This window comes from Alphaproteobacteria bacterium US3C007 (assembly GCA_034423775.1).
Taxonomy (GTDB): Bacteria; Pseudomonadota; Alphaproteobacteria; order Rhodobacterales; family Rhodobacteraceae; genus Thalassovivens; species Thalassovivens spotae.
The window spans coordinates 2,248,338-2,274,382 of record CP139918.1 but is presented as its reverse complement, the minus strand read 5'-3'; the positions used below and the strand labels follow the sequence as shown (position 1 = coordinate 2,274,382).

The following is a 26,045-nucleotide window of genomic DNA, read 5'->3' as shown; positions in this document are numbered from 1 at the left end:
GGCTATTTGGCAAATCACGGCATTTGCGATTCAACCGCAGAGGCCAATTGAGTCAGAGAAAATGGCTTTGCTAAAAAAATTGAATTTGGCACGGATGATTGATCGGCCGTTAACTTATCTTCTGCATATCCTGACATGAAAATAATTCGTATATGAGGGCGGGTTTGCAAAGCCTCGCGCACCCAACTGGGCCCGCCACGCCCCGGCATCACGACATCTGTGACAAAAAGATCCAATTTTACGGTTGGGTTTTGCGCAATCTCTAACGCCCTTTCACCCGATTCAGCAACCAAAACGGAATACCCGCATAAACGCAGGGCTCGGGCCGCAAACGTCCGCACAGTGGCTTCATCCTCCACCAATAAGACGGCGCCGCCCTCCGGCCTATTTGCAACCAGTTTGATGTCCGAAGGCGGGGAGGCCGCTTTTTGAGATGGCAAATCACTGGCTGGCAAAAGTAAAGTGAAGATCGTACCCTGCCCAACGCTGCTATCCACGAAAATATAGCCCCCCGTTTGCTTAACAATCCCATAGACGGTCGACAAACCTAACCCGGTGCCTTCGCCGGTGCGTTTGGTCGTGTAGAACGGTTCAAAAATTTTTTGTAATTTATCAGAGGCAATCCCACAGCCTTTGTCTTGAATGGAAATACTCACATAAGCGCCCTTGGGAACCGCCACGCGATCACGCAGCATGGGTTCGCAAATCTCTGTACCGGCTGTTGAAATTAATATTTCACCACCCTCTGGCATCGAATCCCGAGCATTCACAACAAGGTTCATAACAACCTGTTCTAACTGACGTTTATCGGCCCGCACGGCGCGTTTCACTGGATCATATTCCAACCGTAACTGCACTTTCTCTCCAACAAGCCGGTCTAACAAATGCGTCAGATCAGACAGCGTTTCCCGAATTTCAAGGTTTTGCGGCCGCAAGGTTTGCTTGCGGGAAAACGCCAAAAGCTGGGAAACAAGTGCCGCAGCGCGATTGGCGTTTTGATTGATTTGCAACAAATCATCGTAATCCTGATCCGTTTTTTTGTGGCGCAAGAGCAGCAAATCGCAATGCCCAGTAATCGCGGTTAATAAATTGTTAAAATCATGCGCCACGCCGCCTGCCAATTGACCGATCGCTTGCATTTTTTGACTTTGAACAAATTGCGCCTCCAGCGATTTAAGTTCGGTTGCATCGGTAAACACAGCGGTCAAACTGGACCGCCGATTGGCCATGTCTTTATGCAACGACACTTGCACAAAGGTTTCACGCTCAGGTCTCGACAGACGCAGAAACTCGGGTTGCTTCAAACCTCGGCCCAAGGTGGCATCGCGCAGCCAATCCGCCAAAGCCCGCCCCAGCCCCTCCATCACCTCTTCAATCGTAGGCGTTTCACCGGCCCGCAGCCCCAATAGCCTCGAAGCTTGAGAATTGGCGCGAATGATCACGCCCTGAGGCGATAATTCTGCCATGGGAACGGGAACCCGCTCAAAATCATCATGAGGGGTCGGTGCGACCCCTTCTTTCATCCAGTTTGGCACCAAAAAAACTTCATGCTCCCCAGTCTCCAACCGGTTTTGCAAAAAGCGAAATGTACCAGAGCAGCCATTCAAGTTCAGCGTCTTGGGGAAGAGAGGCGCGCGCTTTAAGGCCTGTGTAATCTCTGTTTGGCTGTGAGCCTGTTTCAAAAGCTTGGTTGCCGCCAGATTGCTAAAAAGCACCTGCCCGTTTTCATCAAGACGAAAAAAAGGAAGACAATCACCGATCAAGTGGCAGCGGCGAGCATGAAAGCTGCTGGCCGAGGGCGTGGAAGTCGAGGCAAAATGCCCGAGGGTAAATTTTCTGCGCAGCCAGGTAAAAATATCCGCGATCTTATGCCAAGACATTTTAAAAATCGCTTATATCCTTAAAATGAAACTGGTTCTGCCGCCCTCTCATTGAAGCGTGCAGAATAAGAGCCACAAAGCCTGCACCACCCCGCTGCGCAAAGCGATTATGAGGCCTGGCAAAATCTGCTTTCGAACAACTTTGGCCCAATGGTTTGCACGCGCCCAAAGATGGGATGCGGCCTCTGATTTGCGGCTTGCCTTGATGGAGGCTTTTTAACGCTGCAGAAAAATAGGCCAAGCTTACCCAAAAGGGCGAAGATGCGCGAAGGCGGATCCTAAACAGACGCGGCCCAATATCCCACACGCCCTGAGCGGCGCGGGTTGTTTCTTGCGCACCATAGGACGGCACGAATAGCGCAAGCGTCAGCTCATACATCTTTGCCCCAAAAAACCAACTGGGCGATAAAAATACCGGTGATGCCATATTTCAACATGGCAGAAATGTCTTTAATTTATGTAAAGACTATAGCCGAGATATGTCACTCCGTACAAATCAATCTTTCTGTAATACAGCGTAATAGAAACCATCGCCCTGATTTGACGGAAAAAATTGCTTCGAATTCAGGCAAGACCAAGACGGATTCCCCGCGATAAAGCTTTCAATTTGATCGCTGTTTTCGCGCTTTAATACGGAACATGTCGCATAAAGCAGCATACCACCCGATGCCACCAAAGCACTGGCTTGCCCTAAAATTTCGCTTTGCAGGTTTTGTAAATCGCGCAGACGGGCTGCCGTTAACGTCCATTTCCCAGAGGGATCACGGCGCCAGACCCCACTACCAGAACAGGGCATATCGCAAAAAACAAGGTTTTGAGCGGGACCATCTGCAAATGGCGGCTGATCGAGCAGCACCACCTCAGCTTGCGCGCGCGCTGCCCGGATTGGCAGATCGCGCATGCGCTCACCTGCGCTATCAAAGGCGAAAATTGGTTGTTTCAACCACGCGGCCAAGGCCAGCGTTTTACCGCCTCCTCCCGCGCAATAATCCAGCACAGGGCCCGCTGTTTCGCGCGGCAAAACCGTGATGCTCGCCTGGCTGGACGCATCCTGCAACTCTACCAAACCGGCTTCATAAGCCTGCGAGGTTTTGATTTTGCGCGCACCCTCCAAAACCTGCAGCGCGGTTTCGACAAAGGCGTGTGAAGCGGTAATAATCTTTTCTTTGCGCAACGCCTCTGCCGCCTCATCCCGGGTGGTTAGGGTTAGGTTCACACGTAGAAACACGGGCGCACGCGCGCGCAAATTTTCTGCTATCGAGGCGGCGTCTTCCCCAAGATCCTGCTGCCAGATAGGCCATAACCAATCCGGCAAATCCGCTTGCTCAGCGGCAGAAATATGCGCCTTAGCCTTGCCCTCTTCGGCCGCTAACAGCGATGGTGCATAGCCTTGTGCAGTGAAATAATCCTGCGGGTCCAAATTCTGCCGTCGCAAGGCTGCAATCAGCAACGCGCGGCCCGTCTCGGCTCCACCCCAAGCCGCGTAAGAGCGCCGACAGCGCAAAGCATCATACACCCAATCACGAATCGCCGCGCGATCCTTTGAGCCTGCATAGCGGTTTTGACGCCCCCAACGGGTCAAAGTTTTTTCAGCGCTCTCCCCCGACAAGATCAAATCAAGCAGGGTAATTGCAGCCTGAACGCGCGCAGCGGGAGTCATTTTTAACTACATAACTCGGTAATTGGGGCTTTCACGGGTGATTTGAACGTCATGCACATGACTTTCCTTCAAACCGGCCCCCGTGATTTTTACAAAGCTGCAATTGCGTCGCATTTCGGCAACCGTAGCGCAACCGGTATATCCCATCGCGGCGCGCAATCCCCCCACCATTTGATGGATCACTGTATTTGCAGAACCTTTGTAAGGCACTTGCCCTTCGATCCCTTCGGGAACCAGCTTATCGCTGGCCGCATCCTTTTGAAAATAGCGATCCGCAGAGCCGCGCGCCATCGCTCCAAGCGAGCCCATCCCGCGATAGGATTTGAAAGAGCGGCCCTGATAAAGGATCACATCACCGGGGCTTTCATCAGTGCCCGCGATCATACTGCCCACCATCGCGCAAGACGCCCCCGCGGCAATCGCCTTGGCAAAATCACCAGAAAATTTTATGCCCCCATCCGCGATGACCGGAATATCGCCGGCCGCGCCCGCGCAATCTAAAATGGCCGTCAATTGCGGCACACCAACCCCCGCCACCATCCGGGTTGTACAAATGGACCCCGGCCCAATACCCACTTTTACCGCATCTGCACCGGCGCCAATCAACGCTTTGGTGGCTTCTGCGGTGGCCACGTTGCCCGCAACCACTTGCACCGCGTTTGATAATTTCTTGATCCGTTCAACCGCGTGGGCCACGCCTTCTGAATGACCATGCGCGGTGTCAATCACGACCATATCCACACCGGCATCGATCAAGGCCTGCGTGCGATCAAACCCAGCATCGCCTACCGTAGAGGCAGCGGCAACGCGCAACCGCCCCAGATCATCTTTACAGGCTGTGGGATTCAAAACGGCTTGTTCAGTGTCTTTTAACGTAAGAAGACCCGTCAACCGGCCTTGGCCATCTGTCACCAGAAGCTTTTCAATCCGCCGTGATTTCATCAGGCTGATCGCCTCTTGCCGATCTGCTGGCTCGCGCAAAATCGCCAGATTTTCCGAACTCATCATCGTTGCCACGGGCGTGGCATCATCGCTGGCAAAGCGCATATCACGATTGGTGACGATCCCAACCAACAAGCCGGCTTGGTTCACAACGGGAAAACCGGTCACGTTATAGCGCTCTTGCAGCGCTTTGGCATCAGCCAAGGTCTGATCGGGTGTCAGCGTAATAGGGTTATAAACAATGCCGCTTTCAAACCGCTTCACGCGGCGCACCTGACGGGCCTGTTCCTCGGGGTCAAAATTGCGATGGATTACACCCATTCCCCCGGCCTGTGCCAGCGTAATCGCCATGCGCGCTTCTGTCACTGTATCCATGGCCGAGCTGAGCAGTGGAATGTTCAGCGCAATCGCCGACGTCACGCGGGTGCGCGTATCGGCTGTGTTTGGCAAGACGTTAGACGCCGCTGGAACCAACAAAACATCGTCAAAGGTAAGTGCCTCGCGAATCTGCATAAGATCATCCTTTTATTGCAGGTATCGTTTGACAGGTTGCTATTCCATGATCCGGCCGAAAAGGAAAGAGGCTTTCGAGAGAAGTTTCAAACCCAAAAGATTATGATGTTTAATTTCGCGCAAAAACCCTCTAGCAACGACGCGCAGAGGAAGCGCGCGCGCCAGCCAGTTGCGCGCCTTGAAACCATAAGGAACCGACATGAGCACACATGGCTATGAAAGCGGGCGCTTGGACCTTCCATTTGTTGGCATATCCACCTTTGGAAAGCGCCCATATCAGCCCGATTGGAGCAATCTTGAGGCAGATATTGCAATTTTAGGCGCACCGTTTGATGCGGGCACGCAATGGCGCTCTGGGGCGCGCTTCGGGCCACGCGGCGTTCGCGACGCGTCAACCTTGTTCAGTTTTGGGCATGCCGGCGCCTATGATCACGAAGACAATCGTGTGTATCTGCCGGGATCTGTGCGTATGGTCGATATGGGCGATGCGGATATTATCCATACCGATACGCAAAAAAGCCATGCCAATATCGAAATGGGCGTGCGCGCAGCGCTTGCGGCAAATGCCTTACCCGTCACCATCGGTGGCGACCACTCGGTAAATATTCCTTGTATCAACGCGTTTGACGATCAGGGCGATTTTCATATCCTGCAGATTGATGCGCATCTCGATTTTGTCGATGAACGCCATGGTGTGCGCGTCGGCCACGGCAACCCGATGCGTCGCGCCGCTGAGAAACCCTATGTGACCGGGCTAACCCAGATGGGCATTCGCAATGTCAGCTCAACCGCCAAAGAAGGCTATGAGGCGGCGCGGGCGATGGGATCGGATATTATATCGGTGCGCCAAGCGCGGGCTTTGGGCCCAAGCTCTCTCGTCGCACGGCTGCCGAAGGCGGCGGCGCTTTATATTACCATCGATATTGATGCATTTTGCCCCTCGATCGCCTCGGGAACCGGCACTCCCAGCCATGGCGGTTTTCTCTATTATGAGGTGCTCGAAGTGCTGCAAGAAGTCAGCAAGACGCATCGGATTATCGGCATTGATCTGGTCGAAGTCGCCCCCGATTACGATCCCAGCGGATCCACCAGCATATTGGCGGCGCAACTGCTGCTAAATCTGCTTGGGTTTATTTTTGATGCCCGTCAAAGCCCCGCAGCCCCATGACGCACAAAAACATTTTAATGACGTTTGCGGCCGATTTTTCGACCAAAAATCACGATAGATTCGCGTCAAGGTTTGAACTTTTTGAATAGGCCCGTTTGAATGACCAAAGACCCTCTTGTTGTTTTCACCCCCTCTGGAAAACGTGGCACATTTCCCAAAGGAACGCCCGTCCTAAGCGCAGCGCGCGCATTGGGCGTGGATCTCGACAGCGTTTGCGGTGCCCGCGGCATTTGCAGCAAATGCCAAATTTCGCCCGCCTATGGTGAATTTCCCAAACATGGCGTGAGCGTGGCAGATACTGCGTTGTCAGAATGGAATTCTGTTGAACAACGCTATCAAGAGAAACGCGGGCTTAAACCTGGCCGGCGCTTGGGGTGCCAAGCCCAAATTCAGAGCGATATCGTGATTGATGTCCCACCCGAAAGCCAAGTGCATAAACAAGTGGTGCGAAAAGCTGCAAGCGATCGCGCAATCGAAATGGAGCCTGCCACCAAATTATATTTTGTTGAGGTTGAGGCACCCGACATGCATGAGCCTACGGGCGATCTTGAACGGCTGGAACGGGCGCTGAGCGCGCAATGGAGCATCGCGGGCATCCAGATGGAGCTGACGGTTCTGCAACAGCTTCAGCCAGCTTTGCGCAAAGGCAATTGGCAGGTAACTGTGGCCCTTTATCAGGATCATACAAGCCCCAAAGCACAGGTTCTTCAGGTTTGGCCCGGGCTGCACGAAGACGGTATATTTGGTTTGGCCATTGATCTTGGTTCAACCACCGTTGCGGCGCATCTCACCGATTTACAAACGGGCGCAGTCGTGGCCAGTTCGGGCGTAATGAACCCTCAAATTCGTTTTGGCGAAGACCTGATGAGCCGGGTCAGCTATGCCATGATGAATTCTGGTGGCGATCAGGAAATGACAGCTGCCGTGCGCGAGGCGATCAATGCATTGGCCGATGATTTGGCAAAACAGCTGGGCTGCAGCACGGCCCAGCTGTTAGAAGTTGTGTTCGTATGCAATCCTGTCATGCATCATTTGCTTTTGGGAATTGACCCTGTGGAATTGGGCCAAGCGCCGTTTGCATTGGCAACATCAGACTCTCTGAGCCTAAAAGCCGCTGATTTGGACCTCACCGCGCTTAATCCGGCTGCGCGCTGTTACATATTGCCCTGCATTGCAGGGCATGTTGGGGCGGATGCTGCGGCGGTGGCTTTGTCGGAAGAGCCGGGAAATTCAGAGGATCTGGTTCTGATCGTTGATGTTGGAACCAACGCCGAAATTCTTCTGGGCAATCAGCAGCGGGTTTTGGCCTGCTCATCCCCCACGGGGCCCGCCTTTGAAGGGGCGCAAATCAGCTCGGGGCAGCGCGCGGCCCCCGGCGCGATCGAAAAAATTGAAATTGATCCGATCACAAAAGATCCGCGGTTTCGCGTGATTGGCTGTGATCTTTGGTCGGATGAGCCCGGCTTTGCGGAACAAAACCCCAGCGGCATTACCGGAATTTGCGGGTCGGGCATCATCGAAGCGGTTGCTGAATTGCGTCTGGCAGGCTTGCTGGATGAAAGCGGCTTGCTTGGCTCGGCCGAGGCAACGCAAACCGCCCGAATGGTGCCGGAAGGGCGCACGCATTCCTACGTGATTTTTGACGGCAGCGCCGATGATGGGCCGGTGATTAGCGTGACCCAAGGCGATATTCGCGCCATCCAACTGGCCAAATCGGCGCTTTACGCCGGTGCTCGCCTATTGATGGATGAAATGGGCGTTGAGAAGGTAGATCGGGTGGTTTTGGCCGGCGCGTTTGGCGCGCATATTTCGAGCAAACACGCAATGGTTTTAGGCATGATACCCGATGTGCCGCTAGAGAAAGTATTTTCCGCCGGCAATGCGGCTGGAACCGGAGCCCGCATCGCTTTGAGTAATCTTTCCGCCCGTAGAAAAATCGAAGCAACGGTGCGCAAGATCACCAAAGTGGAAACCGCGATTGAACCGAAATTTCAAGAACATTTCGTTGCCGCGAACGCCATTCCCCACAAAACCGATCCCTTTCCCGAACTCAACGCGGTGGTCGACTTGCCCAAAGTCTCGTTCAACGCGGGCAGTGGCGAAGGCCAAGGCGGGCGCAGGCGGCGGGCGCGCAAACCCGCCCTGTGAGCCCCGCAAAAAAGGCTTTTGAAGCTCAGGCCTTGGGCAGCGCTGAGACCCGATGCGCAAAACAGATCGCCCGATTGCCGCGCAGCTTTGACCACGCTGCCGCACGCGGCCAAAACCTGCTCGGCCGCGCTTCTTTCGGCCCAGTTCAAAACGAAAATGGCGTAATGCAGCCGCATGATATGCCTTCAGGTTTAACGCCCCAGAACCAGTTTTCAAAAAGAATAAGCGCAGGGTCGCGAGCAGCAGCTGGTTCCCAAGGCGAAACCGACAACAGCGGCGCAAAGCTTAAAGAGACAGCAAAGCTTGTAAGCGCATAAATCTCTAAGCGGGGTTAAAACCGAAGGCTATTTATCGGGCTTAGAGGCACAAAAAACCGCTAAAAACCCGCGAATTGTAAATGGTTGGGCAACATAAAAACGCCATTTATTGCCGCTAGACTTGCAGTTAAACCTGCCTTAGAGCACTGTAAGCACAGATAAAAGGGGTGCGTAAATGGCCTTAGCCAACAAGGTTCAATTAACATATTGGGGCGCAGCAGCGGCAATCAGCGGAGTGGTGTTTTGGGTGCTGGGGGATATGCTATTACCCTTCTTAATCGGGATCGCAATTGCCTATTTTCTTGATCCCGCGGCGGATACACTTGAACGCTGGGGCTTGTCGCGCAGCCTGGCCGTACTGGCGATCACGCTGGCAAGCCTGGTTATTCTTTTGCCCGTTTTGCTCTTCATCACAACGACGCTGATCGGACAGTTAAGCGCATTGAACAATCTTTCCTTCTCTGAAGAAAAAATCATCGAAATCGAAGCGCAGCTTAAATCGATCCTGCCCGCTGCGATTGGAGAAAGCCTTGATCTGCGCGCCCTCTTTCATAAGGTAAGCGCTTTTATCAGCGCGCGCGCCACACAATTGCTGGATGGCTTTGCGCAGCAGATGTTTGGCGCATTGGTCTCTTCAGCGGCTTCTTTGATCAACTTGGCCGTGCTGTTTTTGGTGGTGCCCGTGGTGGCTGTTTACATGCTGCTCGATTGGGATCGAATGACCGCGCATTTGAAAGGGCTGCTTCCCCGCGATCACGAAGGTACCATTTGCATGCTGGCAAGTGAAATCGACCGGACATTGGCGGCCTTTATCCGCGGTATGGGCTCTGTGAGCCTTATTTTAGGCAGTTATTACGCGCTTGGTTTATGGGCCATCGGTTTGGATTTTGGATTGGCGATTGGTGCTTTCGCTGGTTTGGTTACATTTATCCCATATCTCGGCGCCATTATCGGCGGCGGTTTGGCGCTTGGCTTTGGGGTTTTTGAATTCTGGGGAGACTGGTCAAAACTTTGGTTTGTTGCAGGAATATTTATATCCGGCCAAATCATTGAGGGCAATTTTCTAACCCCCAAACTGGTTGGCACGTCAATCGGCCTACACCCGGTTTGGCTGTTATTCGCCCTATCCGTATTTGGCGGCTTATTTGGATTTGTGGGTTTGTTAATCGCTCTGCCGGTAGCGGCAAGCGTTGGCGTTTTGGTACGGTTTTTTACCGGCGAATATCAAAAAAGTCGCCTCTATAAAGGCAAAAGTGACCTCTCGTGAGCAAGCCCCTTTCTGCACAACTTAGCTTTGATCTTCCCAGCCGGCCCTCTTTGCAGCGCGGAGATTTCTTTATTAGCCCAAGCAATGCGCTGGCCTTGTCCATGCTTGAAGAATGGCCTTCCTGGCCCAATAATTGCCATATTCTAAGCGGCCCGGAAGGCGCCGGAAAAACCCATCTTGCTCATGTATGGGCCGCCACCAGCGGTGCCCAAATTATAAATGCCAACGATCTGCCAAACCAAGAGATTGCAACGCTTTCTCAAACCTCAATAGTGGTCGAAAATATTCCAAATATCAGCGGTGATCGCGCCGCCGAAGAGGCTTTATTCCATCTCTTAAACCTTATTAAATCTGGGCCGGGCTGGTTGCTGATGACCGGGCGTGAAAACGCGCTTTTTTGGGGGATTAAACTGCCCGATCTAGCCTCTCGACTGGCCGGAGCCCGCAGCGCTGAATTACACGCTCCAGACGATATTTTATTCGCAGCACTCCTGGTGAAACTCTTTGCAGACCGGCAGCTATTTCCCAGCCCCGATGCCATTCAATATCTGGTCACGCGTATCGAACGCTCGTTCAAATCCGCGCAGATAATCGTAGCGCAAATCGACCGTATCGCACTGAGCAAACAACAGGCTGTTACGCGCAGTCTGATAGGCAAAATTTTGGCTTCTGCGGACCATTCAAGCGATTGACCTAGCGCATTCTGGCCGCCATAAAGCGAGACAGATAAACCACCCGCGGGGGGCCTTGTAATCGTGTCAAACTATGCGCCTTCCAAACAGGAGCAGGCAAACTTTGACTCGCGCCTGCGCAAAAAAGGCGATCTGGTCGCGCTGTCGAAAGTGGGTGTTGTCGATATCGGGTCAAACTCGGTGCGTTTGGTGGTGTTTGACGGGGCTGCGCGTTCGCCCGCCTATTATTACAATGAAAAAATAATGTGTGCCTTGGGGGCGGGGCTGGCAGAAACCGGGTGCTTGAATCCCGAGGGCCGCGCGCGCGCGGTGGCGGCGATTTTGCGCTTTACTTATTTGGCAAAAGCCATGGGCATACCGCGCTTGATCGCGGTGGCTACAGCGGCGGTGCGTGACGCGCAAGACGGCGCCGCTTTCGTTCAAGAGCTAAAGGAGAAAACCGGTCAGGCGGTCTTGGTGATCAAGGGCAAAGAAGAGGCCCGCTTATCTGCACAAGGCGTGTTACTGGGCTGGCCCGGCGCCTATGGATTGATTTGTGATTTGGGCGGTTCCTCGATGGAGCTGGCCGAAATCGGCGACGGCAAAGTGGGCAAGCGCATCAGCGCAAGAATTGGCCCGTTGAAGTTGCGCGAGCTTCAAGGCGGTGCAGCGGCGCGCCAGCAGTTGATTGCCCGCAACATGGCCAAGTTAACGGAGAAAATGGGGCCGCAACATAACCGTTTGTTTCTGGTGGGTGGATCCTGGCGCGCGCTGGCGCGTATCGACATGGAGCGCCGTGCCTACCCGTTACACGTGATTCATGAATACCGCATGGATAAAGACGCAGTACAAAAAACGGCCGCTTTCCTACGCCAATCGGATCCTGAGAAATTGCGGATCAAATGCGGCATCTCGGGGGCACGCATGGCGCTGCTACCTTACGCGATTGAAGTTCTTGATGCGCTGGTTGAGAGTTTTACACCGATAGATATTGCCCTCTCCAGCTATGGTATACGCGAAGGGCTTTTATACGAACAAATGTCAAAAAAACTGCGCAAAAAAGATCCGCTGATTGAAGCCTGCGCCTTCGCAGAAATGAAAGATGCGCGCGCCCCCGGCTTTGGCTTGCAATTGTTCAAATTTGTTTTGCCGCTTTTCCCTACCGCGGATGACGAGGCAGCGCGCCTGATCAAAGCCGCCTGCCATCTGCATGATGTAAGTTGGCGGGGTCATCCTGATTATCGCGCCGAAATTTGCTTTGACAACGCTACACGGGCCAATTTGGGCGGGTTGAAACATGCCGAAAGAGTATTCCTGGGGCTTTCGTTGATGCACCGCTATCGCAATCAACGCAAAGGCCATAAATTCGAAAACCTGTTTTCTTTATTGTCTCAGGAGCAGATGCGTATGGCAGAAATTTTGGGTAAAGCGATGCGGCTTGGCGCCATGATGTGGGTGAATAAAGAGGAAACCAACGCTAAATTATTTTGGGCCCCGGATGCCAAAGCCTTGCAGCTGGTTTTGGAAGGCGATGCCGTAAGCCTTTATGGTGAGGTGGCCGAAGCCCGCTTGAAATCGCTTGCGCGCGCGATGAATGCCAGCTTTGCCTTCCAGGCAAAATAATCTATCCCCAAAAAGCATTGCGGCACTTGCGCAGAGGCGCTTTTTGCATCGCTTAAACCACCGCGCGCCGCTGACAGGAAAGGCTCGGCGCGAGCTGCCCAGAAAGGTTCAGCTTCACCGGCCTGCCTTCGAAGGAGAGGCGACCGGCAACGCGCAAGCTATGCCACCCGCTGAGGCACTGTGAAACACTTTATCTTCTCTGATTTGGGCAGATCCGGGCTGCGCGCTGATGATTGCGGGTGCCGCAAAGGCAAGGGGGGCCGATCAGCTTTTGGCGTTTTTAATTTTCTCAAAGGCTTCATTCACCCGGATCAAGCGTTTTTCGGCTAATTTCACGGCTTCTGCGGGTACCCCGCGCGCGATCATCAGATCGGGGTGGCTATCGCGCACCAGCGCCTGCCATTTGGCCTTTATTATGGGAAAGGCCTCCTCCTGAGATGCCCCCAAAATTGTGTAGGGATCCGCAGCATAGCCGCTCACGCAGCGGGCGCGAATGGATTGAAATTGCATCCCCTCAAGCCCGAATAAATCAGCCACTTTTTCTAAAAAGACGTTTTCTTTCGGGTGATAATCGTCATCAGCAGTCGCAATGTGAAACAGCCCTTCCAGCAAATCCTCTAAAATTTTACTACCGCTGCCAAACATAGCGCCAATCCGCCCAGCGTAATGTTCATACCCCGAAACATCCTGTCGCGCCAAATCGAAAACCCGCGCGGCTTGTTCAAGCGCCTCGGGGGGAATATGGAACACTTGTCGAAACGCCTGCACCTCTGAGCGCGTGACATGCCCATCGGCCTTTGCCATTTTTGCACCCAGCGCAATCACGGCAATGGTAAAGGCCACGGTTTGCTCGGGCGGCTTGCTCCAACGTGCAAAGACTTCGGACAAAGGCGCACCCTTTGCCAAAGCCGAAAGAACTTCAGAGATACGAGACCAAAGCGACATAGAGCTTGAATACCCTTCCCGATTTGAAATGTCAGCTTCTGTTCACAAAATTTTTTGCATCAATATCAAATCCAGCCAAGTTTTAAACTTATACCCCACCTCGGGAAGCCGGGCTCTTTCTTGAAAGCCCAACGCTTTGTGAAACTTCAAGCCTGCTAAATTTGCAGCGCTGACCCCGGCCCAAAGGCTATGCACCCCATTATTGGACGCATGGCGGCAGAGCCGCTCCATCAACTGACGCCCGATCCCTTGGCGCATCGCCCTTGGGGCCAAAATAATGCTATGCTCCATCGTATGGCGATAGCCTGGTCCCCCGCGAAACTGAAAATAGGTGCAAAACCCCAACAGACCAACCGCATCCTCGGCGATAAAATACCCACGGTTTTCCAAGCCTGCAGCAGAAATTGCTGTTTCAAGCGCAATGATGGTTTTTTCTTCAGTGGTGAAGGTGTTTAGCGTATCGCGAATAATAGGGTTCCAAAGATCAGCGATTGCAGGGGCATCCTGCACATTGGCGTCGCGCAGTCTCATTCCAACACCACCTCTCCGGTTGGCGTTGTCAGGCAAACGCTGAGCTGTGGTTGATCAGCCTTTTCGATCAAAACCCGATCATCCTGCAGCTGCGCAGCCAAATAAGCCGCAAGCAACTCAGCTTGGGGATGCGCAATTTTCAGCTGCCTCAAGCGACAGCCCCGATCAGGCAGCTTTTGGGCGGGTGCGGGATTGCCCAGCCAATCGATCAAAGCCGGGGCCATATTATCAAGCGGCAAAATACCGGTCTCGGGTACGCTTATCAACCAGTTCAGATCGCCGCGGCTGACCGCCACACTGGGGCCCGTTTGGGGCAGCGCAGCCTTCAAAGCCGGGCCCATCGCCTCGGTGCGGCAAATCCAGTTGGTGGGTCTGGGGCGACCGGAAAACCGATCTAGATCGAACCAACGGGGCGCAAACGGGGCTTCGGCCTGCGGGTCGATCGCGATAACCTCCAAATATAGCTCGCCCAGATTCAGCAGCCGATTATGGGTTCCAAAGCGCAAATGACGCCCGCCAGCTTCTAAGGGCACGCCCAGAGCGGCCTCAACATACTCAACGCCCTCTTGCAAACGGCCGGCGCTGATTGCGATATGATCTATACCAAGCACCATAGGTACCATCTCACGCTTGCTTTTCAGGTCACAAAACCCGTTTCTGTTGCATCATTGCCTTAGATCAGCGCCGATTGGCGCGGATTAAGCTCAAAATATCTTGCGCCGCCGAGGGTATATTGGTGCCCGGGCCAAAAATCGCCTTCACGCCGGCATTTTTCAAAAAATCATAATCCTGTTGGGGAATAACCCCCCCACAAATCACCAAGATATCGCCCGCGTCGCGGGCTGCTAAGATTTTAATCAGTTCCGGAGCCAACGTTTTATGCCCCGCCGCCTGGCTGGATATACCGATCACGTGCACATCATTGTCAATCGCATCTTGCGCGGCTTCCTCTGGGGTTTGAAACAAGGGGCCCACATCGACATCAAAGCCGATATCGGCAAAGGCGGTGGCGATCACTTTGGCGCCTCGGTCATGGCCATCCTGCCCCATCTTTACCACCAGCATACGCGGTCGCCGGCCTTCTTCCTCGGCAAAGGCTTCTATATCCCGCTGAATGGCGGCAAAGCCTTCGTCATTCTCATAGGCTTTGCCATAAACGCCGGCCAAGGTTTTAACCTCGGCGCGGTGACGACCAAATATTTTCTCCATTGCCATACTGATCTCTCCAACAGAGGCGCGGGCGCGGGCAGCCTCAACCGCAGCTTCCAAAAGATTGCCACCCGCTTGCGCCCGCCGTTCTAATTCTGCCAACGCCGCGTCGCAGGCCGCCTCATCACGGGCTTCGCGGATCTGCTTCAAACGGGTTACTTGCGCCTCGCGCACGGCTTCATTGTCAATATCCAATATATCAATCGGATCTTCCTCAGGCAGCCGGTATTTATTCACCCCAACAATCACCTGATCGCCACGGTCAATATCGGCTTGACGGCGCGCCGCGGTTTCTTCGATGCGCAGCTTGGGCAAACCACTGGCCACGGCCTTGGTCATCCCGCCCATATCATCCACCTCTTCGATCAATTTCCAGGCGGCCTCAGCCAAATCCGAGGTCAACTTTTCCACATAATAAGAGCCGGCCAGTGGATCGACCACATTGGTCACTCCGGTTTCTTCTTGCAAGATCAATTGGGTATTGCGCGCGATACGGGCGGCAAATTCGGTGGGAAGGGCAATCGCCTCATCCAAAGCATTGGTATGCAGCGATTGCGTCCCCCCCAAAACCGCGCTCATCGCCTCATAGGCGGTGCGCACAACATTATTATAAGGATCTTGTTCCTGCAAACTGACGCCCGAGGTCTGGCAATGGGTTCGCAGCATTTTGGATTTTGGCGTTTTGGCACCAAGCTCTTCCATAATACGATGCCATAACAGCCGCGCGGCCCGCAACTTCGCCGCTTCCATGAAGAAATTCATCCCAATGGCAAAAAAGAAAGACAAGCGCGGCGCGAATTGATCAATATCCATCCCACGCGCCATCGCAGTTTTCACGTATTCTTTGCCATCCGCCAACGTATAGGCCAGCTCTTGCACCAAATTCGCCCCGGCTTCCTGCATATGATAGCCCGAAATCGAAATCGAATTGAACTTGGGCATATTGGACGACGTATATTCGATAATATCCGCGATAATGCGCATCGAAGGCTCGGGCGGATAAATATAGGTGTTGCGCACCATAAATTCTTTGAGAATATCGTTTTGAATAGTGCCCGAAAGCACCTGGCAATCATGGCCCTGCTCTTCACCTGTGACGATGAAATTGGCCAAAATCGGGATCACCGCACCGTTCATCGTCATCGAGACGGATACTTTATCAAGCGGGATTCCTTCAAAAAGGATTTTCATATCCTCAACGCTGTCAATCGCAACGCCGGCTTTGCCCACATCGCCTATAACGCGCGGGTGATCGCTGTCATAGCCGCGATGCGTGGCCAAATCAAACGCCACGGAAACGCCCTGCTGCCCCGCAGCCAAGGCTTTGCGATAAAATGCATTGGAGGCTTCCGCTGTGGAAAATCCCGCATATTGGCGGATTGTCCAAGGGCGTCCAGCATACATCGTGGCCTTAACGCCTCGGGTAAAGGGTTCTTGCCCTGGCAGCCCCTCTAAATGGGTAAGCCCCTGCAGATCATCCGCCGTGTAAATGGGATCCACGGCAATACCTTCTAACGTATTCCAGGTTAAATTTGCCGGATCACGGCCGCGCAATTCTTTCGCCGCGATCTCTTGCCATATCGCTTTTTTCTGGGTCATTTTTCATCGCCCTCGCATTTTTCGCCGCGCCAAACACGCAGAGTTGAGTGAAAATTTTTAACGATCATAGCGAACCCCTCTTCGCAAACGCTTTCAAGAGACCTATATCAAACTTAAAGGGAGTCATCATGAAATCATTGATCGCTGTAATTTGTGTTGCCGCGCTGCCCAATTTGGGAGGCGCAGAAAGCCTTAAAAACATCTTCGTAGACGTCACAAACGAAACCACGATCGACGGATATTTATGGCTAAAACGGCCGGTGATTGTTTTTGCCAATACCGATTTGGATGTAAATTTCCAAACCCAGATGAAATCTTTGCACCAAGGCGCAGAGGAATTGGCCGCACGCGATGTGGTGGTATTGGTCGATGCAAATCCCGCCGAAGAAACCGCCCTGCGCAAAAAGTTCCGGCCACGCGGATTCGCGGTGCTGCTGATGGGCAAAGACGGGCAAATAAAATTGCGCAAACCATTTCCTTGGGATGCTAGAGAATTAAGCCGCAGCATCGATAAAATGCCTATGCGCCAGCAAGAAATGCGTTCAAAATAAACCAGCCATATGGGCCCGCCGTGCTGGGCTGACCCCTGCAGGCCCAAGCGTGGTAATCTACAGATAATTGCCCTCGGCCTTGGGCAATCAATTATATGTGAATGCGTCGGGCTCAACGGATTACTCGAACTCAATGATAACGTCATCCACGGCCAAACTGTCTCCGACCAGGGCGTTCACTTTTTGAACCACACCTTTGCGCTCGGCGCGCAGAATATTCTCCATTTTCATCGCCTCAATCGTGCATAAAGCTTGCCCCTCTTGAACCTCTTCACCTTCTTCAACACTGATCTTCACGAGCATTCCAGGCATCGGGCACAGCAACAGCTTTGAGGTATCAGGCGGCAGTTTCTCGGGCATCAACAGCGCCAATTCTGCGTGGCGGGGGCTGCGGATTGTGACCTTTAAATCCGCGCCGCGCGTGCGCAAGCGAAAACCACCTGATATCTCATCGACCTTCATCACCAACGGCGTCTTATCCACCAGCATATCGGCCAATTTTATACCCGGCGTCCAGGCTCCAATTACATAATGCGCCGCGCCATCCTCAAAGGTGACCAAAGCCCCATTTGGATCCGCCGCTACGGTTACAGCATGCGTTTCCCCCTGCAAGCACACCACCCAGTGATCGCCAACTTTGCGCGCATGATTGTCGAGGCGTCCAGAAATCTGAGCCCGCCGTATTTCGCCAACGCGGTACATCGCAGCGCTGGCCGCAACAACCCGTCGCAAAGCCGCAGCTGGCAGCGTAACCCCTTCAAAACCGTCCGGGTATTCTTCTGCGATAAACGCCGTTGTCATATCACCAGAGGTGAATTTTGGATGATCCATCACCGCGCTGAGAAAGGGCAAATTATGGCCAATACCTTCAACTTCGAACCGGTCAAGCGCCAAGCGCATATGTTCAATCGCCCCGGCCCGGCTTGGCGCCCAGCTGCACAGCTTTGCGATCATCGGATCATAATACATACTGATCTCGCCGCCCTCATACACCCCCGTATCGTTTCGGATAATATGATCATCTGAGGCTGTTTCGGCAGGCGGACGATAGCGGGTAAGCCGGCCAATAGAGGGCAAGAAGTTTCGATAAGGATCTTCTGCGTATAGTCGGTTTTCAATAGACCATCCATTGATCTGAACCGCGTCTTGGGTTAGGCCAAGCGGCTTGCCCGCCGCCACATTGATCATTTGCTCCACCAGATCGATGCCGGTGATCAGCTCGGTCACCGGATGTTCAACCTGCAAGCGCGTATTCATTTCCAAAAAGTAAAAATTTTGCGCGCTATCGACGATAAATTCCACGGTACCGGCGCTTTGATAGCCCACAGCTTGCGCCAAAGCGCAGGCTTGTTTGCCCATCGCGGCCCGGGTTTCTGGCGTTAAAAATGGGCTCGGCGCTTCTTCCACAACTTTTTGATTGCGCCGCTGGATCGAGCATTCGCGTTCGTTTAGATAAATGCAATTGCCATGGCTATCCGCCAAAATCTGAATTTCAATATGGCGGGGTTGGGTGACGAATTTTTCAATAAAAATGCGATCATCCCCAAAGCTGCTGGCAGCTTCATTCTTAGAAGATTGAAAGCCTTCGCGTGCCTCATCATCCGTCCAGGCGATGCGCATGCCCTTGCCGCCGCCCCCGGCCGAGGCTTTTATCATCACCGGATAACCAATTTGTTGCGAGATTTTAACCGCCTCTTCGGCATCGTTGATCAAGCCCATATATCCAGGCACGGTTGAAACGCCGGCCTCTTGGGCAATTTTCTTCGAGGTGATTTTATCGCCCATTTGCTCAATCGCGGCGACAGGGGGGCCAATAAAAGCCACATTCGCCGCCGCCAAAGCTTGCGCGAACCGGCTGTTTTCAGACAGAAACCCATAGCCGGGATGTACCGCCTGCGCCCCTGAACTTGCAATCGCCTTCATCACATTTTCAATCACGATATAGGATTGATTGGCCGGAGATGGGCCAATATGCACGGCTTCATCAGCCATTTGCACATGCAGCGCCTGACGGTCAGCATCCGAATAGATTGCAACTGTTTTGATTCCCATTTTGCGGGCAGTTTTGATGACGCGGCAGGCTATTTCACCGCGGTTGGCTATCAGAATTTTCTCAAACATCGGAACAGTCCTTTTTATTCTGGATCAAACGCATCAGCAAAATTGGCGTGGATCAAATTCAAATCGAGGATCAGCTTGGCCCCATAACAGGCTGGATCAAACGGATCATCATAGGGTTTCACTTCGCGCTCGAACAGCCAATTGAGCCGCCCTGCATCCAGATTTCCCCGCTCAAAGGGCTGATCCCAAAAATGTTCAAGCAGCGCGCGCACGAAGCCCGTATCGGCCCGCCGATCCGGGGGGCGACGGTCTTTAAAGCGCTCAAGCCGTTTCAAAGGCGTCACGCCTTTGGGGTTGGGCCGGCGAATGGTGAATTGAAAATCTGTACCCGGCAAACGCCCCGGGAAGCCACGATGTTTTAGCATGATGGGAGAGCCTTTTGTTTATGGCAATGCGGGCCGCGCGCTGCTGCAAAGGCCGCCCAGCGACGCTGGTTATCTCGATTGCTCAAGACATCAAAGATCCACTCGCCAGAGCGCTCAAATGGCGCTGGGCATGCCAACTCGCCCCCGGCCCGTATGTGTAAATGCGCCCCGCAATCAGTGATTTCAACCACCGGCAAAAACCCCCTAATCGATTGCAGTTTGCGCCAAATATCTTGCCGAATTTGGCGCGCCAAACGCGGCGCAGACATCAGGGGCATAGAAATCTCGCGGCTGATATCAAACCGCGCTGGAAGCCGGCGCGCCAATGTGAAACATGGTCCATCATAGATTTCGAACCAATTGCCGCGCTTGATGGTTTTCTGGTGCATGCTCAGCTCACATCACTACTAAAAATCAAAGCAAAACCTTTTTACAATGGTATATTATCATGCTTTTTCCACGGATTTTTCAGCTGCTTACCGCGCAGGGATGCAAAAGCCCTCGAGACCCGTTTGCGGGTTGATTTGGGTTGAATAACCTCATCTATAAAGCCCAGCTCTGCGGCCACGAACGGATTGGCAAACCGGTCTTCGTAATCGGCTGTATGTTGCGCGATTTTATCTGCATCGCCCAAATCGGCGCGATGAATAATCTCGGTTGCGCCCTTGGCCCCCATCACAGCAATCTCGGCGGTGGGCCAGGCATAGTTAAAATCACCCCGTAAATGTTTTGAGGACATCACATCATAGGCTCCGCCATAGGCTTTGCGGGTGATCACGGTTACTTTTGGCACCGTAGCTTCGCCATAAGCAAAGAGCAATTTCGCACCATGCTTGATCACCCCACCATATTCTTGCGAGGTGCCGGGCAGGAACCCCGGCACATCCACAAGCGTCAGAATTGGGATTTCAAACGCATCGCAAAACCGCACGAACCGGGCCGCTTTGCGCGAACTGTCAATATCAAGGCATCCCGCGAGCACCATGGGTTGGTTCGCCACGATACCGACGCTTTGCCCCTCTAATCGAATAAACCCAGTTAAGATGTTCTTTGCAAAATCTTCCTGAATTTCAAAAAAATCACCTTCATCGGCGATTTTAAAAACCAATTCTTTCATATCATAAGGGGTGTTGGGATTATCAGGGATCAAAGTATCCAATGACGCCTCAATGCGGCCCGGCTCATCAAAAAACGGGCGTATGGGTGGCTTTTCACGGTTGTTCAAAGGCAGAAAATCAACCAAACGACGGGCCTCGCTCAACGCAACGATATCATTCTCATACGCCGCATCCGCAACAGATGATTTCTTGGTATGCGTCGCGGCGCCGCCCAATTCTTCGGCCGTGACCACCTCATTGGTCACCGTTTTGACCACATCGGGCCCCGTGACGAACATATAAGAGCTGTCTTTGACCATCAGAATGAAATCGGTCATCGCGGGGGAATAGACCGCGCCACCGGCGCAAGGACCCATGATCAAGCTGATTTGCGGCACCACGCCAGAGGCCAAAATATTACGCTGGAACACTTCAGCATATCCTGCAAGCGAGGCAACCCCCTCTTGGATACGTGCTCCACCAGAATCGTTTATGCCAATCACCGGCGCGCCATTTTGCAACGCCATATCCATGATTTTACAAATTTTTTGGGCATGCGTCTCAGAGAGCGAGCCCCCGAACACGGTGAAATCTTGCGAGAAAACATAAACCATTCGGCCATTGATCGTGCCCCAACCGGTGATCACACCATCGCCGGGCGGGCGCTGTTTTTCCATACCAAAATCAGTGCAGCGATGCGCAACAAACATGTCAAACTCTTCGAAACTGTCTTCATCCAACAGCAGCTCAACCCGCTCGCGCGCGGTTAATTTACCCTTGGCATGCTGCGCCTCTATGCGCTTGCTGCCGCCGCCTTGGCGCGCAACGTCGCGGCGCTGCTCAAGCTGTTGCAAAATATCTTTCATCTTGACTCCTTCGGCAATCTGCCGCTTCTGCTATACTGCTTGCGGTGTAACGCAAAGAAGATTTATGCAAATTTGCAAATAAATCTGCGGATTAAAGTGCTAATTTGTTAATTTGCTAACTTTATTTTAGCCAGCAAAGAGATAACCCCATCCGCCTTCTTCTGGATGGTTAAGGAGCGTATATGATCGAAAGACCCAAGGCCCAGTTTCTTAACCGGCAAACCCAGCCGCATATGGCCACGCTGATTTTGATGGTCAGCATTTCGGCGCTGGCGATGAATATCTTTTTACCAAGCCTCCCGCGCATGGCGGATGAGTTTGGCACCAGCGCCGCCATTTTAGGGTTGTCAGTGAGCGTATATCTGGCGATCAGCGCACTGGTTCAGTTATTCTCGGGGCCGCTTTCGGACATGCAGGGGCGCCGTCACGTCACTCTTTGGTCGATTGCCCTGTTCACGGCGGTCAGCATCGCCATTACCTTTTGTCAAAGCACCGAGTCATTTTTGATTTTGCGCGCAATCCAATCTGTCATCGCAAGCGTTTTTGTGATTTCGCGCGCCATCGTACGCGACACCACCGATACCGCAAGTTCGGGCTCTCGGATCGCCTATATCATGATGGGTATGGCGCTGGTGCCGATGTTCGGGCCAGCTTTGGGCGGGGTGATTGATGCCTATTTTGGCTGGCGCGCTAATTTTTGGATTCTAAGCCTGCTGGGGGTGGCGCTTTGGCTCAATTGCTTTTTTGACCTTGGCGAAACCGCGCCAACGGCAGATGTGAAATTCCAAGCGCATTTTGCGCTCTACCCCGATCTTTTGCGTTCAAAACGGTTTTGGGGGTATTGCTTCACCTCCGCATTGGGATCAGGCGCCTTCTTCGCCTATCTGGGCGGGGCCCCTTTTGTTGGCTCTGAAATATTCAACTTAAGCCCAGAGGCGCTCGGGCTATTCTTCGGCGCACCGGCAGCGGGATATTTTTTGGGAAACTTTTTCACCGGGCGGTTTTCGTCGCGGATCGGCCTTGATGCGATGATTTTTTGGGGGCTGGCCTTGAACTTATTTGGCCTCACCGCCTCTTTGGCCGTATTCTACAACGGCATGGGGTCAGCAATCAGCTTTTTTGGCTTCATGACCTTTGTCGGATTTGGCAATGGATTAAGCATTCCCAACGCCACGGCCGGCATGCTCGCCATACGCCCAGATCTTGCCGGCGCCGCCTCAGGGCTTGGCAGCGCCATTATGATTGCGGGCGGGGCGGCCTTATCCGCCCTTGCCGGCGCCGTTTTAACGCCAACCAGCGGCGCCACGCCCCTGCTATGGTTGATGTGGAGCTCGGTTGCCGCAGGGGTGATCTGCATGATCTATGTCAAAAAACGCCACCGCAGTATTCAAACCTCTTGACGCCTCTACCATAATTAGCAAGCTTAGCAGATCATTTTTGAAAATTTGCAAATCGGGGTAACAATGGCCGTTCAAAAGCTCTATGCCGGCGCCAAGCTGCGCGATCTACGCCGTAAGCTGAGCCTGACACAAAAGGAATTTGCCGCGCGGCTGGGCGTGTCGCTGCCCTATTTGAATCAGATTGAAAACAACAACCGGCCCGTTTCCAGTTCTATTCTCTTGGCATTGGCCCAAGAATTCGGCTTTGACATCACAGAATTATCAAGCGGAGAAAGCGAGCGGCTTATCAGCGATCTGCGCGAAGTTCTGGTGGACCCGATTTTTAGCGAAGCGCAACCCTCGCTTGGCGATCTGCGGCTGGTGGCGTTTAATGCCCCGGCCTTTAGCCGCGCATTTCTGGATCTACACCGCGCGTATAAAAACACCCAAGAACGCATGATGTCATTTGATGAAGCCTTGGGTTGGCAAGACGGGCATATGCAGCCCAACCCATGGGAAGAGGTACGTGATTTCTTTCATTATTGCGACAATTACCTGGATGCGGTGGATAAAGCGGCCGAACGTTTCGCGCATGGGTGGCAGGGGCCCAACTGGCTGCGTGGAAACGTTGAAAAGGCGCTTGCAGGCTTAGGAATACGCGTGGAATTAAGCGACCAAACCCCATTGCGGCACTATGATAAAACCCAAAACCGGCTGAGCTTGAGCGCCCATGCCAGCCCACCAACGCAAATTTTTCAACTCTGCCTGCAATTTGCCCTGATCACAGAAGAGCCTTTGCTCGAGGCCACATTGGATTTGGCGCGGTTTCAAACACCTCAAGCCCGCGATATTGCAAAAATTGGTCTGGCCAATTATTTCGCCGGCGCCGTGATGATGCCCTACAGAATATTTTTGCAGGCAGCCCAAGACGAGCGCCATGACCTAGAGCGGTTGGCCCGCCACTTTGGAGCGTCGTTAGAACAAGTCGCGCATCGGCTCTCTACGCTGCAAAGGCCCGGCGCAAAAGGTATTCCCTTTTTCTTCGTGCGCGTCGACCAAGCAGGCAACATCACCAAACGCCATTCTGCGACGCGGCTGCAATTTGCGCGCTTTGGCGGCGCGTGCCCGCTGTGGAATGTGCATCGCGCCTTTGAAACACCGGGGCGATTTTTGCGGCAATTGGCCGAAACGCCAGATGGAGCGCGTTACATTTCGCTTGCCCATGATGTGTCAAAAACCGGGGGCGCGTTTGGGGCTCCGGCGCACCGCTATGCCATTGCGCTGGGCTGCGAAGTGAAACATGCCGCGACCATGGTCTATGCCGATGGAATGGACCTTGACACCCCGCATGCCTATGAACCTATTGGCGTTTCATGCCGGGTCTGTGATCGGCGCGCCTGCCACCAACGCGCGCTGCCCCCGTTAGATAAAGAGCTTAGCATTGATCATGATCTACGCGAAAACCTTCCCTATTCCATCCAGTGATCGCTGAAAATCGCCGCGCTGTTTAAGACCCGCTTCTTTAGCGCTGGCTGGTCTGCCAATCCGGCGCCAACCAGGGCTGTGAATTGGCGCGCGCAAGCGGCGTTTTACCCAAAATAAGATCACTGGCTTTCTCGCCAACCATGATCGAAGGCCCGTTTAAATTGCCATTGGTGATTTGTGGAAAAATGCTGCTATCAACCACGCGCAGCCCCTTAACACCAATCACATTTGTTTGCGGATCGACCACCGCCAAAGGATCATCCACCGCCCCCATTTTACAGGTACCGCAGGGATGATAGGCGCTTTCGGCATGGGCGCGGATAAATCCGTCAATCTGGGCATCGGTTTGCAACGCAACGCCGGGTTGAATTTCGTGTTTTACAAACGGCCGAAAGGCCTCTTGCGCGAAGATCTCTCGCGTGAGGCGAATACCGCGGCGGAAATCTATCCAATCTTTTTCGGTAGACATATAGTTAAAGGTAATTTTTGGGCTGTCTTCCGGCTTGGCCGACCGCAAAGTAACCGCCCCGCGAGACGGGCTGCGCATCGGGCCTATATGGGCTTGAAATCCGTGCCCCTCTGAGGCTGCCTGGCCATCATAGCGCACCGCGATGGGCAAAAAATGAAATTGCAAATCGGGATATTCTACCCCCGCGGCCGAACGAATAAATCCGGCGCTTTCAAATTGATTAGACGCGCCAGGGCCGCTGCGCGTCAACGCCCATTGCAGCCCAACCCGCGCCTTTCCAAGCAGGTTCCAATATTTAAACAGGCTCACCGGTTGGCTGGCGGCCATTTGAATATAGACCTCCAAATGATCCTGAAGATTTTGGCCAACGCCAGGGCGGTCCGCCACTATTGGGATGCCATGAGCGGTCAGATGCGCGGCAGGGCCAATCCCAGAGAGCATCAATAGTTTCGGGGAATTGATCGAAGAGCTTGCTAAAATCACTTCTTTTTTGGCCCGAACGGTTTTCAAGCCCCCGCCTGCCAAAAGCTCAACCCCAACCGCGCGACGTCCGGAAAACACGATCTTACGCGCCAAGCCACGGATCAGATTGCAATTTTTACGTTGTAAGGCAGGGCGGAGATACGCTTTTGCAGCGGACCAGCGGGCCCCTTTGTGAATGGTATGCTCCATCGGGCCAAAGCCCTCTTGCTGCTGGCCGTTATAATCGTCGGTCAGCTGATAGCCGGCCTGCCGGCCAGCCTGCACAAAAGCCTGCACCAAGGGGTTATCGCGCTTACCGCGCGTCACGTGCAACGGGCCATCGCTTCCGCGCCAGCTGGCATCGCCGCCATGCCCGGCCGGATCCCAGGTTTCCATACGTTTATAATAGGGCAGCACATCCGCGTAAGACCAGCCGCTGGCCCCCATTGCCTCCCACGTGTCAAAATCTTTGGCATGGCCGCGCACATAAACCATGCCATTGATGCTAGAAGACCCCCCAATCACCTTGCCGCGCGGGCAGGCAAGCCGCCGCCCGCCCAGATGCGGCTCGGGCTCGGACCGATAGCCCCAATCATAGCGCTTCATATTCATCGGAAAGCTCAACGCGCCGGGCATCTGAATAAGCGGGCCCGCATCGCTGCCGCCATATTCCACCACCAGGACCGAAGCCCCCGCCTCGCTTAAGCGATACGCAAGGGCGCAGCCCGCGCTGCCAGCTCCGACAATCACATAATCGGCTTCTGCCGCGCTCATGCG

21 protein-coding genes are annotated in these 26,045 nt (G+C 53.6%); 8 read left to right on the top strand and 13 right to left on the bottom strand.

Annotation, left to right across the window (positions count from 1 at the left end; translation table 11 throughout):
* Positions 1 to 14 precede the first annotated feature (14 nt).
* The 4 genes from UM181_10895 to guaB all read right to left on the bottom strand — a co-directional run bounded on the left by UM181_10895 (position 15) and on the right by guaB (position 4,995).
* On the bottom strand, positions 15 to 1,880 hold the full coding sequence (locus tag UM181_10895) for an ATP-binding protein (protein ID WQC61839.1): 1,866 nt from the start codon (positions 1,878 to 1,880) through the stop codon (positions 15 to 17).
* A gap of 1 nt (position 1,881) precedes the next feature.
* A complete protein-coding gene (locus tag UM181_10890; protein WQC61838.1) occupies positions 1,882 to 2,307 on the bottom strand; it encodes a hypothetical protein in 426 nt (141 codons plus the stop codon).
* Positions 2,308 to 2,376: 69 nt separating this feature from the next.
* Positions 2,377 to 3,540: an RsmB/NOP family class I SAM-dependent RNA methyltransferase gene (locus tag UM181_10885; protein WQC61837.1), complete on the bottom strand. Its 1,164-nt coding sequence runs from the start codon at positions 3,538 to 3,540 to the stop codon at positions 2,377 to 2,379.
* Between the two features lie 6 nt (positions 3,541 to 3,546).
* Positions 3,547 to 4,995 carry an IMP dehydrogenase gene (guaB, locus tag UM181_10880; protein ID WQC61836.1) on the bottom strand — a complete coding sequence of 483 codons (1,449 nt, stop codon included), beginning with the start codon at positions 4,993 to 4,995 and terminating at the stop codon, positions 3,547 to 3,549.
* Positions 4,996 to 5,194: 199 nt separating this feature from the next.
* On the opposite strand from guaB, the gene UM181_10875 reads away from it, so the two are divergent.
* From UM181_10875 to UM181_10855, 5 genes are all read left to right on the top strand, one after another.
* A complete protein-coding gene (locus UM181_10875) occupies positions 5,195 to 6,163 on the top strand; it encodes an agmatinase (GenBank protein WQC61835.1) in 969 nt (322 codons plus the stop codon).
* Between the two features lie 99 nt (positions 6,164 to 6,262).
* The gene (locus UM181_10870) at positions 6,263 to 8,311 is read left to right on the top strand and encodes an ASKHA domain-containing protein (GenBank protein WQC61834.1); all 2,049 of its coding nucleotides are present in this window, start codon (positions 6,263 to 6,265) and stop codon (positions 8,309 to 8,311) included.
* Positions 8,312 to 8,803: 492 nt separating this feature from the next.
* Complete coding sequence (locus UM181_10865; protein ID WQC61833.1) at positions 8,804 to 9,895, top strand: AI-2E family transporter; 1,092 nt, start codon at positions 8,804 to 8,806, stop codon at positions 9,893 to 9,895.
* Positions 9,892 to 10,587, top strand: coding sequence for a chromosomal replication initiator DnaA (locus tag UM181_10860; protein WQC61832.1), 696 nt, complete (start codon positions 9,892 to 9,894; stop codon positions 10,585 to 10,587). The genes UM181_10865 and UM181_10860 overlap by 4 nt, the downstream gene beginning before the upstream one ends.
* A gap of 114 nt (positions 10,588 to 10,701) precedes the next feature.
* Positions 10,702 to 12,189, top strand: coding sequence for a Ppx/GppA family phosphatase (locus tag UM181_10855; GenBank protein WQC64737.1), 1,488 nt, complete (start codon positions 10,702 to 10,704; stop codon positions 12,187 to 12,189).
* A 264-nt stretch (positions 12,190 to 12,453) separates the two neighbouring features.
* Here the strand turns inward: UM181_10855 and UM181_10850 are convergent, their stop codons facing one another.
* The 4 genes from UM181_10850 to scpA are packed head-to-tail and all read right to left on the bottom strand — an operon-like array spanning position 12,454 to position 16,473.
* A complete protein-coding gene (locus UM181_10850) occupies positions 12,454 to 13,134 on the bottom strand; it encodes a TerB family tellurite resistance protein (GenBank protein ID WQC61831.1) in 681 nt (226 codons plus the stop codon).
* 42 nt (positions 13,135 to 13,176) lie between these two features.
* Positions 13,177 to 13,665, bottom strand: a complete 489-nt coding sequence (locus tag UM181_10845; protein WQC61830.1) for an N-acetyltransferase family protein — start codon at positions 13,663 to 13,665, stop codon at positions 13,177 to 13,179.
* Positions 13,662 to 14,288: a VOC family protein gene (locus tag UM181_10840; protein ID WQC61829.1), complete on the bottom strand. Its 627-nt coding sequence runs from the start codon at positions 14,286 to 14,288 to the stop codon at positions 13,662 to 13,664. The genes UM181_10845 and UM181_10840 overlap by 4 nt, the downstream gene beginning before the upstream one ends.
* A 55-nt stretch (positions 14,289 to 14,343) precedes the next feature.
* The gene (gene scpA, locus UM181_10835) at positions 14,344 to 16,473 is read right to left on the bottom strand and encodes a methylmalonyl-CoA mutase (protein WQC61828.1); all 2,130 of its coding nucleotides are present in this window, start codon (positions 16,471 to 16,473) and stop codon (positions 14,344 to 14,346) included.
* Positions 16,474 to 16,601: 128 nt separating this feature from the next.
* Here scpA and UM181_10830 point away from each other — a divergent pair, with 128 nt between their 5' ends.
* Positions 16,602 to 17,024 (top strand): DUF4174 domain-containing protein, encoded by a 423-nt coding sequence (locus tag UM181_10830; protein ID WQC61827.1) that lies wholly within the window; start codon positions 16,602 to 16,604, stop codon positions 17,022 to 17,024.
* 120 nt (positions 17,025 to 17,144) lie between these two features.
* Here the strand turns inward: UM181_10830 and UM181_10825 are convergent, their stop codons facing one another.
* The 4 genes from UM181_10825 to UM181_10810 are packed head-to-tail and all read right to left on the bottom strand — an operon-like array spanning position 17,145 to position 21,473.
* Positions 17,145 to 19,145: an acetyl/propionyl/methylcrotonyl-CoA carboxylase subunit alpha gene (locus tag UM181_10825; GenBank protein ID WQC61826.1), complete on the bottom strand. Its 2,001-nt coding sequence runs from the start codon at positions 19,143 to 19,145 to the stop codon at positions 17,145 to 17,147.
* Between the two features lie 14 nt (positions 19,146 to 19,159).
* Positions 19,160 to 19,510: a hypothetical protein gene (locus UM181_10820; GenBank protein ID WQC61825.1), complete on the bottom strand. Its 351-nt coding sequence runs from the start codon at positions 19,508 to 19,510 to the stop codon at positions 19,160 to 19,162.
* A complete protein-coding gene (locus UM181_10815) occupies positions 19,504 to 19,899 on the bottom strand; it encodes a hypothetical protein (protein WQC61824.1) in 396 nt (131 codons plus the stop codon). The genes UM181_10820 and UM181_10815 overlap by 7 nt, the downstream gene beginning before the upstream one ends.
* 41 nt (positions 19,900 to 19,940) lie before the next feature.
* Positions 19,941 to 21,473, bottom strand: a complete 1,533-nt coding sequence (locus UM181_10810) for an acyl-CoA carboxylase subunit beta (GenBank protein WQC61823.1) — start codon at positions 21,471 to 21,473, stop codon at positions 19,941 to 19,943.
* Between the two features lie 182 nt (positions 21,474 to 21,655).
* Between UM181_10810 and UM181_10805 the strand changes: the two genes are divergently transcribed.
* On the top strand, positions 21,656 to 22,873 hold the full coding sequence (locus UM181_10805) for a multidrug effflux MFS transporter (GenBank protein WQC61822.1): 1,218 nt from the start codon (positions 21,656 to 21,658) through the stop codon (positions 22,871 to 22,873).
* 63 nt (positions 22,874 to 22,936) lie between these two features.
* Positions 22,937 to 24,337, top strand: a complete 1,401-nt coding sequence (locus tag UM181_10800) for a short-chain fatty acyl-CoA regulator family protein (GenBank protein WQC61821.1) — start codon at positions 22,937 to 22,939, stop codon at positions 24,335 to 24,337.
* Positions 24,338 to 24,374: 37 nt separating this feature from the next.
* Here the strand turns inward: UM181_10800 and betA are convergent, their stop codons facing one another.
* Complete coding sequence (gene betA, locus UM181_10795; protein ID WQC61820.1) at positions 24,375 to 26,042, bottom strand: choline dehydrogenase; 1,668 nt, start codon at positions 26,040 to 26,042, stop codon at positions 24,375 to 24,377.
* Positions 26,043 to 26,045 lie beyond the last annotated feature (3 nt).

What these genes read in the sequence shown, in the direction of transcription:
- UM181_10865 (WQC61833.1), top strand. Translation starts at nt 8,804, where the DNA reads ATGGCCTTAGCCAACAAGGTTCAATTAACATATTGGGGCGCAGCAGCG.
- UM181_10845 (WQC61830.1), bottom strand. Translation starts at nt 13,665, where the DNA reads ATGAGACTGCGCGACGCCAATGTGCAGGATGCCCCTGCAATCGCTGAT.
- UM181_10875 (WQC61835.1), top strand. Translation starts at nt 5,195, where the DNA reads ATGAGCACACATGGCTATGAAAGCGGGCGCTTGGACCTTCCATTTGTT.
- UM181_10840 (WQC61829.1), bottom strand. Translation starts at nt 14,288, where the DNA reads ATGGTACCTATGGTGCTTGGTATAGATCATATCGCAATCAGCGCCGGC.
- UM181_10850 (WQC61831.1), bottom strand. Translation starts at nt 13,134, where the DNA reads ATGTCGCTTTGGTCTCGTATCTCTGAAGTTCTTTCGGCTTTGGCAAAG.
- guaB (WQC61836.1), bottom strand. Translation starts at nt 4,995, where the DNA reads ATGCAGATTCGCGAGGCACTTACCTTTGACGATGTTTTGTTGGTTCCA.
- betA (WQC61820.1), bottom strand. Translation starts at nt 26,042, where the DNA reads ATGAGCGCGGCAGAAGCCGATTATGTGATTGTCGGAGCTGGCAGCGCG.
- UM181_10815 (WQC61824.1), bottom strand. Translation starts at nt 19,899, where the DNA reads ATGCACCAGAAAACCATCAAGCGCGGCAATTGGTTCGAAATCTATGAT.
- UM181_10895 (WQC61839.1), bottom strand. Translation starts at nt 1,880, where the DNA reads ATGTCTTGGCATAAGATCGCGGATATTTTTACCTGGCTGCGCAGAAAA.
- UM181_10890 (WQC61838.1), bottom strand. Translation starts at nt 2,307, where the DNA reads ATGGCATCACCGGTATTTTTATCGCCCAGTTGGTTTTTTGGGGCAAAG.
- UM181_10830 (WQC61827.1), top strand. Translation starts at nt 16,602, where the DNA reads ATGAAATCATTGATCGCTGTAATTTGTGTTGCCGCGCTGCCCAATTTG.
- UM181_10805 (WQC61822.1), top strand. Translation starts at nt 21,656, where the DNA reads ATGATCGAAAGACCCAAGGCCCAGTTTCTTAACCGGCAAACCCAGCCG.
- UM181_10825 (WQC61826.1), bottom strand. Translation starts at nt 19,145, where the DNA reads ATGTTTGAGAAAATTCTGATAGCCAACCGCGGTGAAATAGCCTGCCGC.
- UM181_10870 (WQC61834.1), top strand. Translation starts at nt 6,263, where the DNA reads ATGACCAAAGACCCTCTTGTTGTTTTCACCCCCTCTGGAAAACGTGGC.
- UM181_10810 (WQC61823.1), bottom strand. Translation starts at nt 21,473, where the DNA reads ATGAAAGATATTTTGCAACAGCTTGAGCAGCGCCGCGACGTTGCGCGC.
- UM181_10820 (WQC61825.1), bottom strand. Translation starts at nt 19,510, where the DNA reads ATGCTAAAACATCGTGGCTTCCCGGGGCGTTTGCCGGGTACAGATTTT.
- scpA (WQC61828.1), bottom strand. Translation starts at nt 16,473, where the DNA reads ATGACCCAGAAAAAAGCGATATGGCAAGAGATCGCGGCGAAAGAATTG.
- UM181_10800 (WQC61821.1), top strand. Translation starts at nt 22,937, where the DNA reads ATGGCCGTTCAAAAGCTCTATGCCGGCGCCAAGCTGCGCGATCTACGC.
- UM181_10885 (WQC61837.1), bottom strand. Translation starts at nt 3,540, where the DNA reads ATGACTCCCGCTGCGCGCGTTCAGGCTGCAATTACCCTGCTTGATTTG.